Raw genomic sequence first — 13604 nt, forward strand, 5'->3', positions numbered from 1 at the left:
GCGTCGCTCAGTTCCCCGCGGAACCGTCCGATCCGCTGTTCGCGGGCGTCTTCGACGCCGTCCCCGGCCCCCGTGTGGCCTTCGCCCCGGGGGTCGCGCCCGGGGTGGCCCCGGACGCCGTGCCGGCCGAGGGCGAGCCCTTCCCGGCCGCCTTCCCGGCTTCCTTCGAGGCCCCCGCGCCGCCGCCGGAGGTCCCGGCCGCCGCCTCGACCCGCTCCTTCAGCTTCTGCGGGGTCAGCTGATCGGCCTGGTCCGAGAAGATGTTCTTGCCGTCCAGCAGCACGGTCGGCGTGCCCTTGAAGTTGCCGGCACGGAAGGCGTCGTGCACCGTGCCCACCCAGGTGTTGTGCGTGCCGTCCTCGACGCACTTGCGGAAGGCGGGGGTGTCCAGGCCGTCCACCTGGGCGGCCAGTTCCAGCAGCTTCGCGTTCTGGCCGTAGGCGTCGTCGGTCTCCGGCGGCTGGTTCTGGAAGAGGAGGTCGTGGTAGGCCGCGAACTTGCCGGCGTCCTGCGCGCAGGCCGCAGCGTTCGCCGCCTTCAGCGAGCCGCTGCCGCCCATGTTCCCGTCGATGAGCGTGACCACGTGGTAGTCGACCTTGAGCAGGCCCTTGGCCTCGAGCTCGTGGACCGTGTCCCGGTAGTTGTCCTCGAAGGCCTTGCAGGCGGGACAGCGGAAGTCCTCCCACACGGTCAGGGTGGACTTGGCCTCGCCCTTGCCCGTCTGGATGGCCAGCGCGTCCTTGCCGCTGGCTCCGGAGGGCGCGACCACCGGGCCGGCCTTGCCGCCGCCCTCCTTGCCGGTGTTGGCCGCGATCACGCCGATGACGGCGGCCAGGCCGAGTACGCCGACCACCGCCGCCGACACGACGAGCGTGCGCCGACGCCTGTCCCGGGCCTTCTGCCGGTCGCGCTCCGCCTGGAGTCGCTCGCGGGCCGATCGTTTCGTCGCATCGCGGTTCGCACCGTCGTTCTTCTCGCTCACGTTCGGCCAAACGAAGCGGGGAGGCACTCGCGTGCCTCCCCGCCCCCACTTCCACCCGATCGGGCTACAGAACCCGTTCGGGTGTGCGTTTCCCGTCAGCTCCTGCGTACGCCTTCCGCAAGCTCGCCCGCCAGCGACCGTACGGCGGCCAGCCCGGCCGGCAGGTCCGGAGCGTCCAGCAGCAGCTTGACGAAGGCCGAACCGACGATCACGCCGTCCGCGAATGCGGCCACTTCCCTGGCCTGCTCGGGGTTGGAGACGCCCAGGCCCACGCAGACCGGCAGGTCGGTGGTCCGGCGGGTCCGCCCGACCAGTTCCTCGGCCTCGGCGCCGACCGAGGCGCGGGTGCCGGTGACGCCCATCAGGGAAGCCGCGTAGACGAAGCCGGAACCGGCCGCCGTGATGGTGGCGAGGCGCTCGTCCTTGCTGCTGGGGGCCACGACGAAGACGGTCGCCAGACCGTGCTTGTCGGCGTGCTCGCGCCACAGAGCGGACTCCTGGACCGGCAGGTCGGGCAGGATGCAGCCGGCGCCGCCCGCCGCCGCCAGCTCGGCGGTGAACCGCTCGACGCCGTAGCGGTCGATGGGGTTCCAGTACGTCATCACCAGGACCGGGGCCCCGGTGGCCTCGTGCGCCTCGCGGACCGTCCGGATCACGTCGGCGATCTTGACCCCGCCGCGCAGGGCGATGTCGTCGGCGGTCTGGATGATCGCGCCGTCCAGGACCGGGTCGCTGTGCGGGAGGCCGACCTCGACCACGTCCGCGCCGCCCGCGATGACGGCCTTGACCGCCTCGATGGCGCCGTCGACGGTCGGGAAGCCCGCCGGCAGGTAGGCGACGAGGGCCGCGCGGTCCTCGGACTTCGCCTTGGCGAGGGCGGCCGAGAGGAGTTCGATGTTGCCGCTCACTTGGTCTCCCCCTCGGAGGCGTCGTACAGGTTGAAGTAGCGGGCGGCCGTGTCCATGTCCTTGTCGCCGCGGCCGGACAGGTTGACCACGATCAGGCCGTCCTTGCCCAGCTCCTTGCCCAGGTCGAGGGCGCCCGCCAGGGCGTGCGCCGATTCGATGGCCGGGATGATGCCCTCGGTGCGGGAGAGCAGGCGCAGGGCCTGCATCGCGGCGTCGTCGGTGACCGCGCGGTACTCACCGCGGCCGGTGTCCTTGAGGTACGAGTGCTCCGGGCCGATGCCCGGGTAGTCCAGACCGGCCGAGATGGAGTAGGGCTCGGTGATCTGGCCCTCCTCGTCCTGGAGGACGTACGAGCGGGAGCCGTGCAGGATCCCGGGCTCGCCCGCGGTCAGCGTGGCCGCGTGCTCGCCGGTCTCGACGCCGTGCCCGGCGGGCTCGAAGCCGACCAGGCGGACCCCGGCGTCGGGGATGAAGGCGTGGAAGAGGCCGATGGCGTTGGAGCCGCCGCCGACGCAGGCCGCGACGGCGTCGGGCAGCCGGCCGGCGCGCTCGACGATCTGGCGGCGGGCCTCCACGCCGATCACCCGGTGGAAGTCGCGGACCATGGCCGGGAAGGGGTGCGGGCCGGCGACCGTGCCGAAGAGGTAGTGGGTCCGGTCGACGTTGGCGACCCAGTCGCGGAACGCCTCGTTGATGGCGTCCTTCAGGGTCCGGGAGCCGGACTTCACGGCGATGACCTCGGCGCCCAGCATCCGCATCCGGGCCACGTTCAGGGCCTGGCGCTGGGTGTCGATCTCGCCCATGTAGACGGTGCACTCGAGGCCGAAGAGGGCGCACGCGGTGGCGGTGGCCACGCCGTGCTGGCCGGCGCCGGTCTCGGCGATGACGCGGGTCTTGCCCATGCGCTTGGTGAGCAGCGCCTGGCCCAGCACGTTGTTGATCTTGTGCGAGCCGGTGTGGTTGAGGTCCTCGCGCTTGAGGAAGATCCGCGCGCCGCCGGCGTGCTCGGCGAACCGGGGCACCTCGGTGAGGGCGCTGGGCCGGCCGGTGTAGTTGACCATCAGGTCGTTGAGCTCGGCCGCGAAGGCCGGGTCGCCCTTGGCCTTCTCGTACTCGACCGCGACCTCGTCCACGGCGGCGACGAGCGCCTCCGGGATGAACTTGCCGCCGAAGTCACCGAAGTAACCCTCGGCGTTCGGGACGTGACCCTCCGGGTCCGGGATGAAGAATTGGCTGGACATGCCGGTGCTCCTACGGGAACGGGATGCGACGGGTGGTTGTCACCGTATGGCGCCGCCCGCCCGCGACACGCGCACGGCCGCACCCCCACGGGGGTCGGTCCGCGCTGTCTGCGGGAGGGAGAACCCGCCGCCCGGAGCCGTCGGGCCCGGTCGGCGGGCCGTACGGGACCGCCGGGGCGCGGCACGGTACGTCTCGTACCGCCCGCTCCGGGGCCTCGTTACGGCGCGTCTCCGCGGCGCCATCGCATGCCGTTGACCTGACCGGGCTCGGAGCCGATCACGTAGCGGACCCGCCGCCCGTGTACGCGCCGGGCCGGGGCGCGGCAGCCGCGGGGGCGGCAGCCGCGCGCCAGGGGCGCGTGCGCCGTCGGCGCGCCGACCGGGCCGCGGCGGGATGCCGGCGGCCGGTGCTGCGTGCTGACGGAGGGGCGGTGGCGGGCCATGGAGCGGTCAGCTCCGCCCGTGGCGCAGGGCGGGGTGGGCGCCGGCGGCGACGAGGTCGGCCACGGCCGCCTTCGGGTCGCGGCCGGTCACCAGGGACTCCCCGACGAGGACGGCGTCGGCGCCTTCGTTGGCGTAGGCGATCAGGTCGTGCGGACCGCGGACGCCGGACTCGGCGATCTTGACGATGTGGGCCGGGATCTCGGGGGCGACGCGCTCGAAGGTGGAGCGGTCGACCTTGAGGTCCTTGAGGTTGCGGGCGTTGACACCGATGATCTTGGCGCCGGCCGCGACCGCGCGCTCGACCTCGTCCTCGTCGTGGACCTCGACGAGCGGGGTGAGGCCGATGGACTCGGCCCGCTCGATGAGGGAGACGAGGGCCTCCTGCTCCAGGGCCGCGACGATCAGCAGCACGAGGTCGGCGCCGTAGGCGCGGGCCTCCCAGAGCTGGTACGCCGTGACGATGAAGTCCTTGCGCAGGATCGGGATGTCCACGCGGGCGCGGACGGCCTCCAGGTCGGCCAGCGAGCCGCCGAAACGGCGCTGTTCGGTGAGGACGGAGATGACCGCCGCACCGCCCGCCTCGTAGTCGGCGGCGAGGCCGGCCGGATCGGCGATCGCGGCCAGCGCGCCCTTGGACGGGCTGGAGCGCTTGACCTCGCAGATCACCTTCACGCTGTCACCGCGCAGTGCCGCGACGCCGTCCTTGGCCTGGGGCGCCTTGGCGGCACGCTCCTTGAGCTCGTCGAGGCTCACGCGGGCCTGCCGTTCGGCAAGGTCTTCGCGGACCCCTTCGATGATCTCGTCGAGCACACTCACGCGAGCGGCCCCCTTCCGGGTCGATGACGGTCGGCCGCCTTGCAGACACGTACAACTGCAAGGTCAGCAATCAAATGGTATCCGCAGGAGGCCTTGGCCTCCGCACGTGGTTGACGCCGTCCCAGTAACTGGACATCCGGAATCGGGGCTTCAACCAGGCCCCGTAAGGGCCTCAGGGGGCCAGTGCGGAGCCGAAAGAAAGATTTCGGACAACGGCGAAGACCAGGGCCGCCCCGCCGATCCCCCACCAGTACAGCGGCCGCAAGGCCAACCGGGGCACCGGCCCGCCGCGGACGGCGCGGACCAGCCACAGGAGCATGAACCCCGCGAAGACGAAGTAGCCCGCGACGGCGAGGGCATTTGCCCCGAAAGCGGTGATCAGATCGCCATGGGCGAACGCGTACGCGCTGCGCAGCCCGCCGCAGCCGGGGCACAGGATCCCGGTCAGCCGCAGCAGCGGACAGACCGGGTAGTGGCCCGGTTCGTTCGGGTTCACGGTGCCTACGTACGCAAACGCCGCGACGGCCCCGGCCAGGGTGAGCGCCGGTGCGCGCAGCCGCCGGACCCGGCTCACCGGTACGGCGGGCGCGGCCCGCGGCGGCAGGGCATCGGGGGTGCGAAAGGCGTCCACCCGCTGATTCTCACCGGTCATGACAAAAGGCGCAGCCCGACGGGGCCGCGCCTTTCGGATCCTCCGTGCCGCGCTCAGACCTTGGCGGGGACCTTGGAGGCGGCGATGACCTCGGCGAGGTCCTTGTGGGCGGCCTTCGGCGCACCCATGCCCGCCGCCTTCATCGCCATGCCGACGACACCGCCGATCACGACCACGACCAGGCCGGCCCAGAAGCCGAGCGGGTTCGCGAGCACCATGAAGGCGCCGGAGATGCAGAAGCCGATGAAGGCGATGATGACACCGGTCCAGGCGGCCGGGGTGTGTCCGTGGTCTGTGCCCGCCATGAGTTGCTCCTCGTTGCTCTGTCGCGGTGCTCTGTCGAGCGCGCGGTGTGTCGCGGTGTGTAGTCGAACGCTCGGTGCCCATTGTCCCGCACCGGGCGCGGCCGCCGTCCACGGGGGTCCGTCAGTTGGTCGGGTCCTCACCGCGGTCCAGAGCCTTCCACAGATCCTCCGGCCGGTCCGGATCCACCACGGCCCGCTTGCGCGTGCGGGGGCTGCCGTCCCGCTCGTAGCGGCCGCCCATCGCGGGCCAGCTCCGCCCGAACCACAGGGCCAGCAGCCCGGCGGCGAGGATCAGGGCCGCCCCGGCGGCCGTGACGGACGGCCACGCCGTCTGGGTCAGCCCCGCCACGTGCGCGGCGGTGTCCGCGGTCGTCCGGGCCGCCTCCGCGTCCAGGGCGCGGCGGCCGTCGGCGGCGAGCAGCGCGGACAGGGCGGCGCCCAGGCCGCTGAGCGCCAGCAGCCCCGACACCAGCAGCCGGCTCTTGCCGCGTACGGCGAAGACGGCGACCAGGGCGGCGAGGCCGACGATGGCCAGGGCGGCGGGGAGTCCGGTGACGGCCCGGCCGTCCGCGGTCAGCGCGAGCGAATCGCCGCCGATGGCGGCGGTGCCGCGGGCCCAGACCCGGCCGGAGGCGAGCAGGACGACGGTGGAGCCGAGGGTGCCGAGCAGCAGGGCGACGGCCACGCTGCGGCGGCTGCTCCTGCTGTCGGGGGCCTCGGCTGCGGGACCGGCGGGGGGCGGGGGCGGGGGTACGGCACTCACGTACCCCACTATCCCCTACGCCCTCAGGAGCCGTGGAGGCGGTTCGCCGCTCCCACCGCGCGCAGCACGGCGGCCGCCTTGTTGCGGCACTCGTTGTCCTCCAGCTCGGGCACCGAGTCGGCCACGACCCCGGCTCCCGCCTGCACGTACGCGGTGCCGTCGCGCAGCAGCGCGGTGCGGATGGCGATGGCCGTGTCGGAGTCCCCGGCGAAGTCCAGGTAGCCCACGCAGCCGCCGTACAGGCCGCGGCGGGTGGGCTCCAGCTCCTCGATGATCTGCATGGCGCGCGGCTTGGGCGCACCGGAGAGGGTGCCGGCCGGGAAGCAGGCGGTGAGCACGTCGAAGGCGGTCCGGCCCTCGGCGACCCGCCCGGTGACGGTGGACACGATGTGCATGACGTGCGAGTACCGCTCGATGCTCATGAAGTCGACGACCTCGACGGAGCCCGGCTCGCAGACCCGGCCCAGGTCGTTGCGGCCGAGGTCGACGAGCATCAGGTGCTCGGCGCGCTCCTTGGGGTCGGCCAGCAGCTCCTCGGCGAGGTCGTTGTCCTCCTGCGGGGTCGCGCCCCGGTGGCGGGTGCCGGCGATGGGGTGGACCATGGCCCGCCCGTCCTCGACCTTGACCAGCGCCTCGGGGCTGGACCCGACCACGTCGAAGCCGTTCTCGAAGCGGAAGAGGTACATGTACGGGGAGGGGTTGGTGGCCCGCAGCACCCGGTAGACGTCCAGCGCGGAGGCCTGGCAGGGGGTCTCGAACCGCTGCGAGGGCACCACCTGGAAGGCCTCGCCGGCCCGGATGCGCTCCTTGACCTCCTCGACGGCCGCCCGGTACGCCTCGCCGCCCCACAGCGCGGAGAACCGCGGCAGCTCGGAGGCGGGCAGCGGGGTCGGGGTGTACGGGGCGGGGCGGGCGAGGTCCGCCTCCATGGCGTCGAGGCGCGCCACGGCGTCGGCGTACGCCTCGTCCACGCCGGTGTCGAGGTCGTTGTGGTTGATGGCGTTGGCGATGAGCAGGACGGTGCCGTCCCAGTGGTCCATGACCGCCAGGTCGGAGGTGAGCAGCATGGTCAGTTCGGGCAGCTCCAGGTCGTCGGCCGTCTGCTCGCCGATGCGCTCCAGGCGCCGCACGATGTCGTAGCCGAGGTAGCCGACCATGCCGCCGGTGAAGGGCGGCATCCCGCCCGCGAGGTCGCGAGGAGTGTGCAGGGCCTCGACGGTGGCGCGGAGCGCTTCCAGGGGGTCGCCGGCCGTGGGTACGCCGACGGGCGGGGTGCCGATCCAGTGCGCCTGGCCGTCCCGGGCGGTCAGGGTCGCGTCGCTGCGTACGCCGACGAAGGAGTACCGGGACCAGGAGCGGCCGTTCTCGGCGGACTCCAGCAGGAAGGTGCCGGGGCGTTCGGCGGCCAGCTTGCGGTAGAGCCCGACGGGGGTGTCCCCGTCGGCCAGCAGCTTGCGGCTCACGGGGATGACGCGGCGGTCGGCCGCGAGCTTGCGGAACGTATCGAGATCCATGTGCGTGGGGCCTACCTAGTCGGCGTCGCGGAGGAGGACATCGTCGTCGAAGCAGGTGCGGGCACCGGTGTGGCAGGCGGCGCCGACCTGGTCGACCTTGACGAGCACGGTGTCGGCGTCGCAGTCGAGGGCGACGGACTTCACGTGCTGGAAGTGGCCGGAGGTGTCCCCCTTCACCCAGTACTCCTGCCGGCTGCGCGACCAGTAGGTGCAGCGGCCGGTCGTCAGGGTGCGGTGCAGGGCCTCGTCGTCCATCCACCCGAGCATGAGCACCTCACCGGTGTCGTACTGCTGGGCGATGGCCGGTACCAGGCCGTCGGCGGATCGCTTGAGGCGTGCGGCGATGGCGGGATCGAGGCTGCCGGGGCGGGGGGACGTACTCATGGGGCCATTGTGCCGGGCCGCGGCGCCCGGCACGGATTCCCGTCCGCCTGATGGGCGGGCGCGCGCCGCGTTCCGGCCGTAGGCTGGCCCGCATGTCTACCCATGCGAAGCGCGAACGACTGCTGCTGGCCGACCTGTTGGAGGCGGCCGGGCCGGAGGCGCCGACGCTGTGCGACGGCTGGACCTGCCGGGAACTGGCCGCGCACGTGGTGGTGCGCGAGCGCCGCCCGGACGCGGCGGGCGGCCTGCTGCTGAACGTGCTGAAGAACCGCCTGGACGCGGCGATGGCGGAGTACACCGCCAAGCCGTACGAGGAGCTCGTCCAGCTGATCCGCACCGGCCCGCCGAAGCTGTCGCTGTACGCGCTGAAGCAGATCGACGAGGCGGCGAACGCGGTGGAGTTCTTCGTGCACGCGGAGGACGTGCGGCGGGCGCAGCCGGACTGGTCCCCGCGGGAGCTGGACCCGGTGTTCTCGGACTCGCTGTGGTCCCGCCTGGAGAAGCTGGCCCGCCTGACGGGCCGCCGCTCGCCGGTGGGCCTGGTCCTGCGCCGCCCGGACGGCCGGACGGCGGTGGCGCACAAGGGCACCCCGGTGGTCACGGTGACGGGCGAGCCGGGCGAGCTGACCCTGTTCTGCTTCGGCCGCCAGGACGCCGCCGCGGTCGCCCTGGACGGCGAGAAGGAGGCCGTCGCCAAGCTGACGGCGGCCAGGCTGGGCATCTAGGCCGTCTCTTCCGGATCTTGCCTGACCCGCGCCGCCTGGGCCGGGCGGGCCGGCCCGGCGGGCGTCCTCACTTCCACCCGGCGGGACGGCTGTACACGGCTCCCGTGGCGGCCTCGGTGACGGTCTCGGGCAGCTGGCTGCCGCGCAGGGCGGCCTCGTTGATCGTGAAGGCGCCGACCGAGTGGAAGTGCGGGCTCGGCCTCGCGTAGCCCGGCGGCAGGGCCAGGTAGATCCTGCGCAGCGGGTCCAGGCGCCGGGCGGCCTCGACCGCGGGCACGAGGTCGGAGTCCGCGGACACGATCAGCGCGACGTCCGAGGCCCCGCGGGCGCTGTCCTCGACGAGGCGGGCTCCGATGGCCACGTCGGTCCGCTTCTCCTCGAACCGGCGGAACCGGCGGGGCGGCGTGCAGCCGCACCGGTAGCCCTGACGGCACGAGGAGCAGCGCGGCTTCTGGACGGTGTAGTGCCCGAGCTCGGTCCGCACGTCGCGGGGGCGGTGCGCGGCGAGGGCGTCCAGGTGCGTCTTCTGGTCCGCGAGGGCCGCGGGGTCCTTGACGACCAGGGTGGTGCAGTACTGGACGCGCCGGAGGGTGTCGTCGGGGCGCAGCCGCTCCACCAGCGCCGCGAGGTCCAGCCAGAGGTACCGGTGGCCGTAGGTCGCTCGGATGGAGTAGTCGAGGTTGGGTCCGTCGACGTAGGCGATGACGCTGCTCACAGGTTCTCCCGGCGGGGACGGCCCGCCTGTTACGGTGGCTTCATACGAGTTCGGCGGTCACGCCGACAGGAACGGCCCCGGCGACGGGGCCGTTTTTTCTTGCGCGTCGCGGTGCCCGGGGGGGGCGGCTCACAGCCCCGGTGAGGCCGGCTCGCCGCGGACGACCGCGTAGGCGGGGCTCGCGGGATCGCTCAGGGCGCCGAAGACGGCGTAGGCGGACTGCTTGGGCCCGTTGATCGTGTACTTGCCCTGCGGGGTCTTGGTCAGGGCCGTGCCCAGCCAGTGGTCGCCCTTGCGCCAGTCCACCTTCTTGAGGCTGTCGAGCAGCTCTTCGAGGCGGTCGGCCCGGTCCTCGGCGGGGCCCTCCAGGATCCCGCGGCCCATCGCTCCGACGGCCGCCAGCACGCTGCCCATCGCGGCGACGCACTGCTCGCGGTCGGCGATCTCCTCCGCGAAGGCCTCGGAGTAGGCCGACAGCCAGTCGCGGGCGGCGGATTCGAGGTCGGCCAGGTCGACGTGGTCGACGGGGGCGGGCTTGGTGCCGTACTGGACGCCGGCGATGCCGTGGACCATGTTGACCACGAACTGCCGCAGGTCCTGGAGTTTGACCACCTTGGGGCTGTTCTTCTTGATCTGGCGGGAGATCCGCTCGACCTTCCCCCGGAAGAACGGGATCTCTTCCGAGAGGCGCCCCACGACCTCCATCAGCGGGTCGGCCGTGTCCATGCTGAGGGCGATGGCCGAGTTCACCCTGACCCCCAGCACGTTGAGGTCGTAGAAGAACTGGCGGGCCTCCAGCGGGGTCCTGTTGTCGTGCACCACCGCGCTCAGGTAGGCGTCGGCGTGCTGCTTGCGCTCCTCTTCCCTGCCGACGAGGGAGCGCTCCAGGTGGTAGTGGCTGGCCAGCTGGGTCTCCCCGTCGATGGCGATCAGCTTCAGGCCGTGGGGGACGCAGAGGAAGTTCTGCAGGGCGCCCTGGTGCGTGGACTGCACGATGGACAGGGGGTGTTCGGTCCACAGGTGGATGGGGGGCAGCACGGCGGCGCGCTCGCGGGTCACGTAACGCTGGATGTAGGCGGCGTACTTGGGGATGTTGGTCTTCTTCCCCAGCTCCAGACCCCGCTGCACCAGCGAGTGCAGCTCGATGTCCTCGTCCGTGACGTCGGTGGGCCGCTGTTTGGCGTTTCCCGACTGGAGCACGACCGGGTCGTGGGTGATCACCTTCAGGTGTTTGAAGGGGACCTGGATGTGCGTGGTCCAGTCGTCGACCGGCAGGCAGCGGATGAACATCCCTGCCGAGAGGTCGATCTCATCGGTGTTCGTCTTTGCCATGGTCCCCACCCGTCTCCTCGGCACCATTGCCGATGTGAGCCAGGGTAGGGGTCAACTCCAGTTCGCCGCAGGGCTTTCTCGAGAAAAGACTCCCGTCATCTTGAGAAAGCCCCGCGGCGGAACCGGCCGGTCTCAGCGCACCGGGTGGCCCGCCTCGCGGAGGGTGGCCTTGACCTCGGAGATCCGCAGGTCGCCGAAGTGGAAGACCGAGGCGGCGAGGACCGCGTCGGCGCCCGCCGCGATGGCCGGCGGGAAGTGCTCCAGCTTGCCCGCGCCGCCCGAGGCGATCACCGGGACCGTCACGTGCCGGCGTACGGCCGTGATCATCTCGGTGTCGTAGCCATCCTTGGTGCCGTCGGCGTCCATGGAGTTCAACAGGATCTCCCCGGCGCCCAGTTCGGCCGCCCGGTGGGCCCATTCGACGGCGTCCATCCCGGTGCCCTGACGGCCGCCGTGGGTGGTGACCTCGAAGGAGCCCGAGGGGGTGCGGCGGGCGTCCACCGACAGGACCAGCACCTGCCGGCCGAAGCGTTCCGCGATCTCCTGGATGAGCTCGGGGCGGGCGATGGCGGCGGTGTTCACGCCCACCTTGTCCGCTCCGGCGCGCAGCAGCTTGTCGACGTCGTCCGCCGTGCGGACCCCGCCGCCGACGGTGAGCGGGATGAAGACCTGCTCGGCGGTCCGCCGCACCACGTCGTACGTGGTCTCGCGGTTGCCGGAGGACGCGGTGATGTCGAGGAAGGTCAGCTCGTCGGCGCCCTCGGCGTCGTACAGCTTGGCCATCTCCACCGGGTCGCCGGCGTCGCGCAGGTTCTGGAAGTTGACGCCCTTGACGACCCGGCCGTTGTCCACGTCCAGGCAGGGGATCACCCGTACGGAGAGGGTCATGCCGCGCCTCCCTTGTACGCCTCGACCTCCACCTCGACGACCATGCCGGGGTCGACGAAGCCGGAGACGATGATCATGGATGCCGCCGGGCGGACCGCGTCGAACAGCTCCTTGTGGGCGCGGCCCACCTCGTCCACGTCCCGGGCGTGCGTGAGGTACATCCGGGTGCGCACCACGTGCTCGGGGCCGAGACCGGCCTCGGCGAGCGCCTTGAAGGCCACGCCGAAGGCGGTCTTCGCCTGGTCGTACGGGCCTCCGCCGTCGGCCGCGGTGCAGCCGGAGACGAGGACGAGGCCGTTGGGGAGCTGGATGGCGCGCGAGTAGCCGATGACGTCCTCGTAGGGGCCGCCGGAGGAGATGCGGCGCACTTCGGAAGGGCTGCTCATGCGTTGACCACCTTCAGGGCTTCTTCCAGGGTGAAGGCCTTGGCGTACAGGGCCTTGCCGACGATCGCGCCCTCGACGCCCAGCGGGACCAGCTCGGACAGGGCCCGCAGGTCGTCCAGGGAGGAGATGCCGCCGGAGGCCACGACGGGCCGGTCGGTGGCGGCGCAGACGTTCTTCAGCAGCTCCAGGTTGGGGCCGGTCAGCGTGCCGTCCTTGCCGATGTCGGTGACGACGTACCGGGCGCAGCCCTCGGAGTCGAGGCGGGCCAGGGTCTCGTACAGGTCGCCGCCCTCGCTGGTCCAGCCGCGCCCCTTGAGGGTGGTGCCGCGGACGTCGAGGCCGATCGCGATCCTGTCGCCGTGGTCGGCGATGGCCTTCGCGGCCCACTCGGGGGTCTCCAGGGCCGCCGTGCCGAGGTTGACGCGGGTGCAGCCGGTGGCGAGGGCCGCGGCGAGCGAGGCGTCGTCGCGGATGCCGCCGGACAGCTCGACCTTGATGTCCATGGCGCGGGTGATCTCGGCGACCAGGGCGCGGTTGTCACCGGTGCCGAAGGCGGCGTCGAGGTCGACGAGGTGCAGCCATTCGGCGCCGGAGCGCTGCCAGGCCAGGGCCGCCTCGAGCGGGGAGCCGTAGGAGGTCTCGCTGCCGGACACCCCGTGCACGAGGCGGACGGCCTGGCCGTCGCGGACGTCGACCGCGGGGAGGAGTTCCAGCTTCGCTGCGGGCTCGGTCATCACAGGGTCTCGATCCAGTTGGTGAGGAGCTGGGCTCCGGCGTCGCCGGACTTCTCGGGGTGGAACTGGGTCGCCCACAGGGCCCTGTTCTCCACCGCCGCGACGAACGGCTCGCCGTGCGTGGCCCAGGTGACGCGGGGGGCGCGGATGGCCGGGTTGGTGACCTCCAGGCTCCACTCGCGCACCGCGTAGGAGTGCACGAAGTAGAACCGGGCGTCGGCGTCCAGGCCGGCGAAGGCCTGGCTGTCGGCCGGGGCCTCGACGGTGTTCCAGCCCATGTGGGGGACGATCGGGGCCTTCAGCGGGCCGACGGTGCCGGGCCACTCGTCAAGGCCCTCGGTCTCCACGCCGTGCTCGATGCCGCGCTCGAAGAGGATCTGCATGCCGACGCAGATGCCCATGACCGGGCGGCCGCCGGACAGCCGGCGGCCGATGATCCAGTCGCCGCGGGCGTCCTTGAGGCCCTGCATGCACGCGGAGAAGGCGCCGACACCGGGGACGAGCAGCCCGTCGGCGTCCATGGCCTTGTCGTAGTCGCGGGTGATCTCGACGTCCGCGCCGACGCGGGCCAGGGCCCGCTCGGCGGAGCGGACGTTGCCGAAGCCGTAGTCGAAGACCACGACCTTCTTGGTGGGGCGTGCTGCGCTCATTCCCAGATTCCTTGGATTCGCAGGACTCCGGCGGCGAGGCACATCGCGGAGCCGATGGCGAGCAGGATGACGACCGACTTGGGCATCTGCTGCTTCTGGAAGGAGTAGACGCCGCCGGCCAGGAACAGGCCGAGGACGATCAGGATCGTGTTGAGCCCGTTCACG

Annotated in this window: 18 protein-coding genes; 1 reads left to right on the plus strand and 17 read right to left on the minus strand. The window is 72.2% G+C overall.

Annotated elements, in window-relative coordinates:
• Positions 1 to 7: 7 nt before the first annotated feature.
• The 10 genes from ACTVZO_RS11710 to hisI form a co-directional block, all read right to left on the minus strand.
• Complete coding sequence (locus tag ACTVZO_RS11710) at positions 8 to 982, minus strand: DsbA family protein (RefSeq protein ID WP_443298320.1); 975 nt, start codon at positions 980 to 982, stop codon at positions 8 to 10.
• A gap of 95 nt (positions 983 to 1077) precedes the next feature.
• Positions 1078 to 1890 carry a tryptophan synthase subunit alpha gene (trpA, locus tag ACTVZO_RS11715; protein WP_443298321.1) on the minus strand — a complete coding sequence of 271 codons (813 nt, stop codon included), beginning with the start codon at positions 1888 to 1890 and terminating at the stop codon, positions 1078 to 1080.
• The gene (gene trpB / locus ACTVZO_RS11720; RefSeq protein ID WP_443298322.1) at positions 1887 to 3131 is read right to left on the minus strand and encodes a tryptophan synthase subunit beta; all 1245 of its coding nucleotides are present in this window, start codon (positions 3129 to 3131) and stop codon (positions 1887 to 1889) included. Before trpB ends, trpA begins: the two co-directional genes overlap by 4 nt.
• A gap of 218 nt (positions 3132 to 3349) precedes the next feature.
• A complete protein-coding gene (gene trpM, locus ACTVZO_RS11725; protein WP_443298323.1) occupies positions 3350 to 3574 on the minus strand; it encodes a tryptophan biosynthesis modulator TrpM in 225 nt (74 codons plus the stop codon).
• Between the two features lie 7 nt (positions 3575 to 3581).
• Positions 3582 to 4391 (minus strand): indole-3-glycerol phosphate synthase TrpC, encoded by an 810-nt coding sequence (trpC, locus tag ACTVZO_RS11730; protein ID WP_443298324.1) that lies wholly within the window; start codon positions 4389 to 4391, stop codon positions 3582 to 3584.
• Positions 4392 to 4563: 172 nt separating this feature from the next.
• Positions 4564 to 5043, minus strand: coding sequence for a DUF2752 domain-containing protein (locus tag ACTVZO_RS11735; RefSeq protein WP_443298325.1), 480 nt, complete (start codon positions 5041 to 5043; stop codon positions 4564 to 4566).
• Between the two features lie 53 nt (positions 5044 to 5096).
• Positions 5097 to 5348: an HGxxPAAW family protein gene (locus ACTVZO_RS11740; protein ID WP_362300106.1), complete on the minus strand. Its 252-nt coding sequence runs from the start codon at positions 5346 to 5348 to the stop codon at positions 5097 to 5099.
• A 121-nt stretch (positions 5349 to 5469) separates the two neighbouring features.
• The gene (locus ACTVZO_RS11745; protein WP_443298326.1) at positions 5470 to 6120 is read right to left on the minus strand and encodes a TIGR02234 family membrane protein; all 651 of its coding nucleotides are present in this window, start codon (positions 6118 to 6120) and stop codon (positions 5470 to 5472) included.
• Between the two features lie 14 nt (positions 6121 to 6134).
• A complete protein-coding gene (locus tag ACTVZO_RS11750) occupies positions 6135 to 7625 on the minus strand; it encodes an anthranilate synthase component I (protein ID WP_443298327.1) in 1491 nt (496 codons plus the stop codon).
• A gap of 15 nt (positions 7626 to 7640) precedes the next feature.
• Entirely contained in the window at positions 7641 to 8009 is a 369-nt protein-coding gene (gene hisI / locus ACTVZO_RS11755; RefSeq protein WP_215146488.1) for a phosphoribosyl-AMP cyclohydrolase, read from the minus strand.
• A 92-nt stretch (positions 8010 to 8101) separates the two neighbouring features.
• Between hisI and ACTVZO_RS11760 the strand changes: the two genes are divergently transcribed.
• Positions 8102 to 8734, plus strand: a complete 633-nt coding sequence (locus ACTVZO_RS11760; RefSeq protein ID WP_443298328.1) for a TIGR03085 family metal-binding protein — start codon at positions 8102 to 8104, stop codon at positions 8732 to 8734.
• 67 nt (positions 8735 to 8801) lie between these two features.
• On the opposite strand, the gene ACTVZO_RS11765 is transcribed toward ACTVZO_RS11760, so the two are convergent.
• The 7 genes from ACTVZO_RS11765 to ACTVZO_RS11795 all read right to left on the minus strand — a co-directional run bounded on the left by ACTVZO_RS11765 (position 8802) and on the right by ACTVZO_RS11795 (position 13603).
• On the minus strand, positions 8802 to 9449 hold the full coding sequence (locus ACTVZO_RS11765) for an NYN domain-containing protein (RefSeq protein ID WP_384224132.1): 648 nt from the start codon (positions 9447 to 9449) through the stop codon (positions 8802 to 8804).
• A 129-nt stretch (positions 9450 to 9578) separates the two neighbouring features.
• Positions 9579 to 10781: a DNA sulfur modification protein DndB gene (locus tag ACTVZO_RS11770; RefSeq protein ID WP_443298329.1), complete on the minus strand. Its 1203-nt coding sequence runs from the start codon at positions 10779 to 10781 to the stop codon at positions 9579 to 9581.
• A 132-nt stretch (positions 10782 to 10913) separates the two neighbouring features.
• Positions 10914 to 11669: an imidazole glycerol phosphate synthase subunit HisF gene (gene hisF / locus ACTVZO_RS11775; protein ID WP_443298330.1), complete on the minus strand. Its 756-nt coding sequence runs from the start codon at positions 11667 to 11669 to the stop codon at positions 10914 to 10916.
• Positions 11666 to 12055, minus strand: a complete 390-nt coding sequence (locus ACTVZO_RS11780; RefSeq protein WP_443298331.1) for a RidA family protein — start codon at positions 12053 to 12055, stop codon at positions 11666 to 11668. The genes hisF and ACTVZO_RS11780 overlap by 4 nt, the downstream gene beginning before the upstream one ends.
• On the minus strand, positions 12052 to 12789 hold the full coding sequence (gene priA, locus ACTVZO_RS11785) for a bifunctional 1-(5-phosphoribosyl)-5-((5-phosphoribosylamino)methylideneamino)imidazole-4-carboxamide isomerase/phosphoribosylanthranilate isomerase PriA (RefSeq protein ID WP_443298332.1): 738 nt from the start codon (positions 12787 to 12789) through the stop codon (positions 12052 to 12054). Before priA ends, ACTVZO_RS11780 begins: the two co-directional genes overlap by 4 nt.
• Entirely contained in the window at positions 12789 to 13439 is a 651-nt protein-coding gene (gene hisH, locus ACTVZO_RS11790) for an imidazole glycerol phosphate synthase subunit HisH (RefSeq protein ID WP_384224144.1), read from the minus strand. Before hisH ends, priA begins: the two co-directional genes overlap by 1 nt.
• The gene (locus ACTVZO_RS11795) at positions 13436 to 13603 is read right to left on the minus strand and encodes a hypothetical protein (RefSeq protein ID WP_031148344.1); all 168 of its coding nucleotides are present in this window, start codon (positions 13601 to 13603) and stop codon (positions 13436 to 13438) included. Before ACTVZO_RS11795 ends, hisH begins: the two co-directional genes overlap by 4 nt.
• Between the last annotated feature and the right edge of the window lies 1 nt (position 13604).

The sequence above is a fragment of the Streptomyces sp. IBSNAI002 genome, from assembly GCF_052244475.1.
In the GTDB taxonomy this organism is placed as follows: Bacteria; Actinomycetota; Actinomycetes; order Streptomycetales; family Streptomycetaceae; genus Streptomyces.

Bases quoted from the DNA above. Each gene is read 5' to 3' on its own strand.
- trpB (WP_443298322.1), bottom strand. From the start codon at position 3,131: ATGTCCAGCCAATTCTTCATCCCGGACCCGGAGGGTCACGTCCCGAAC.
- trpM (WP_443298323.1), bottom strand. From the start codon at position 3,574: ATGGCCCGCCACCGCCCCTCCGTCAGCACGCAGCACCGGCCGCCGGCA.
- ACTVZO_RS11735 (WP_443298325.1), bottom strand. From the start codon at position 5,043: ATGACCGGTGAGAATCAGCGGGTGGACGCCTTTCGCACCCCCGATGCC.
- ACTVZO_RS11740 (WP_362300106.1), bottom strand. From the start codon at position 5,348: ATGGCGGGCACAGACCACGGACACACCCCGGCCGCCTGGACCGGTGTC.
- ACTVZO_RS11750 (WP_443298327.1), bottom strand. From the start codon at position 7,625: ATGGATCTCGATACGTTCCGCAAGCTCGCGGCCGACCGCCGCGTCATC.
- hisI (WP_215146488.1), bottom strand. From the start codon at position 8,009: ATGAGTACGTCCCCCCGCCCCGGCAGCCTCGATCCCGCCATCGCCGCA.
- ACTVZO_RS11760 (WP_443298328.1), top strand. From the start codon at position 8,102: ATGTCTACCCATGCGAAGCGCGAACGACTGCTGCTGGCCGACCTGTTG.
- ACTVZO_RS11770 (WP_443298329.1), bottom strand. From the start codon at position 10,781: ATGGCAAAGACGAACACCGATGAGATCGACCTCTCGGCAGGGATGTTC.
- hisF (WP_443298330.1), bottom strand. From the start codon at position 11,669: ATGACCCTCTCCGTACGGGTGATCCCCTGCCTGGACGTGGACAACGGC.
- ACTVZO_RS11780 (WP_443298331.1), bottom strand. From the start codon at position 12,055: ATGAGCAGCCCTTCCGAAGTGCGCCGCATCTCCTCCGGCGGCCCCTAC.
- priA (WP_443298332.1), bottom strand. From the start codon at position 12,789: ATGACCGAGCCCGCAGCGAAGCTGGAACTCCTCCCCGCGGTCGACGTC.
- hisH (WP_384224144.1), bottom strand. From the start codon at position 13,439: ATGAGCGCAGCACGCCCCACCAAGAAGGTCGTGGTCTTCGACTACGGC.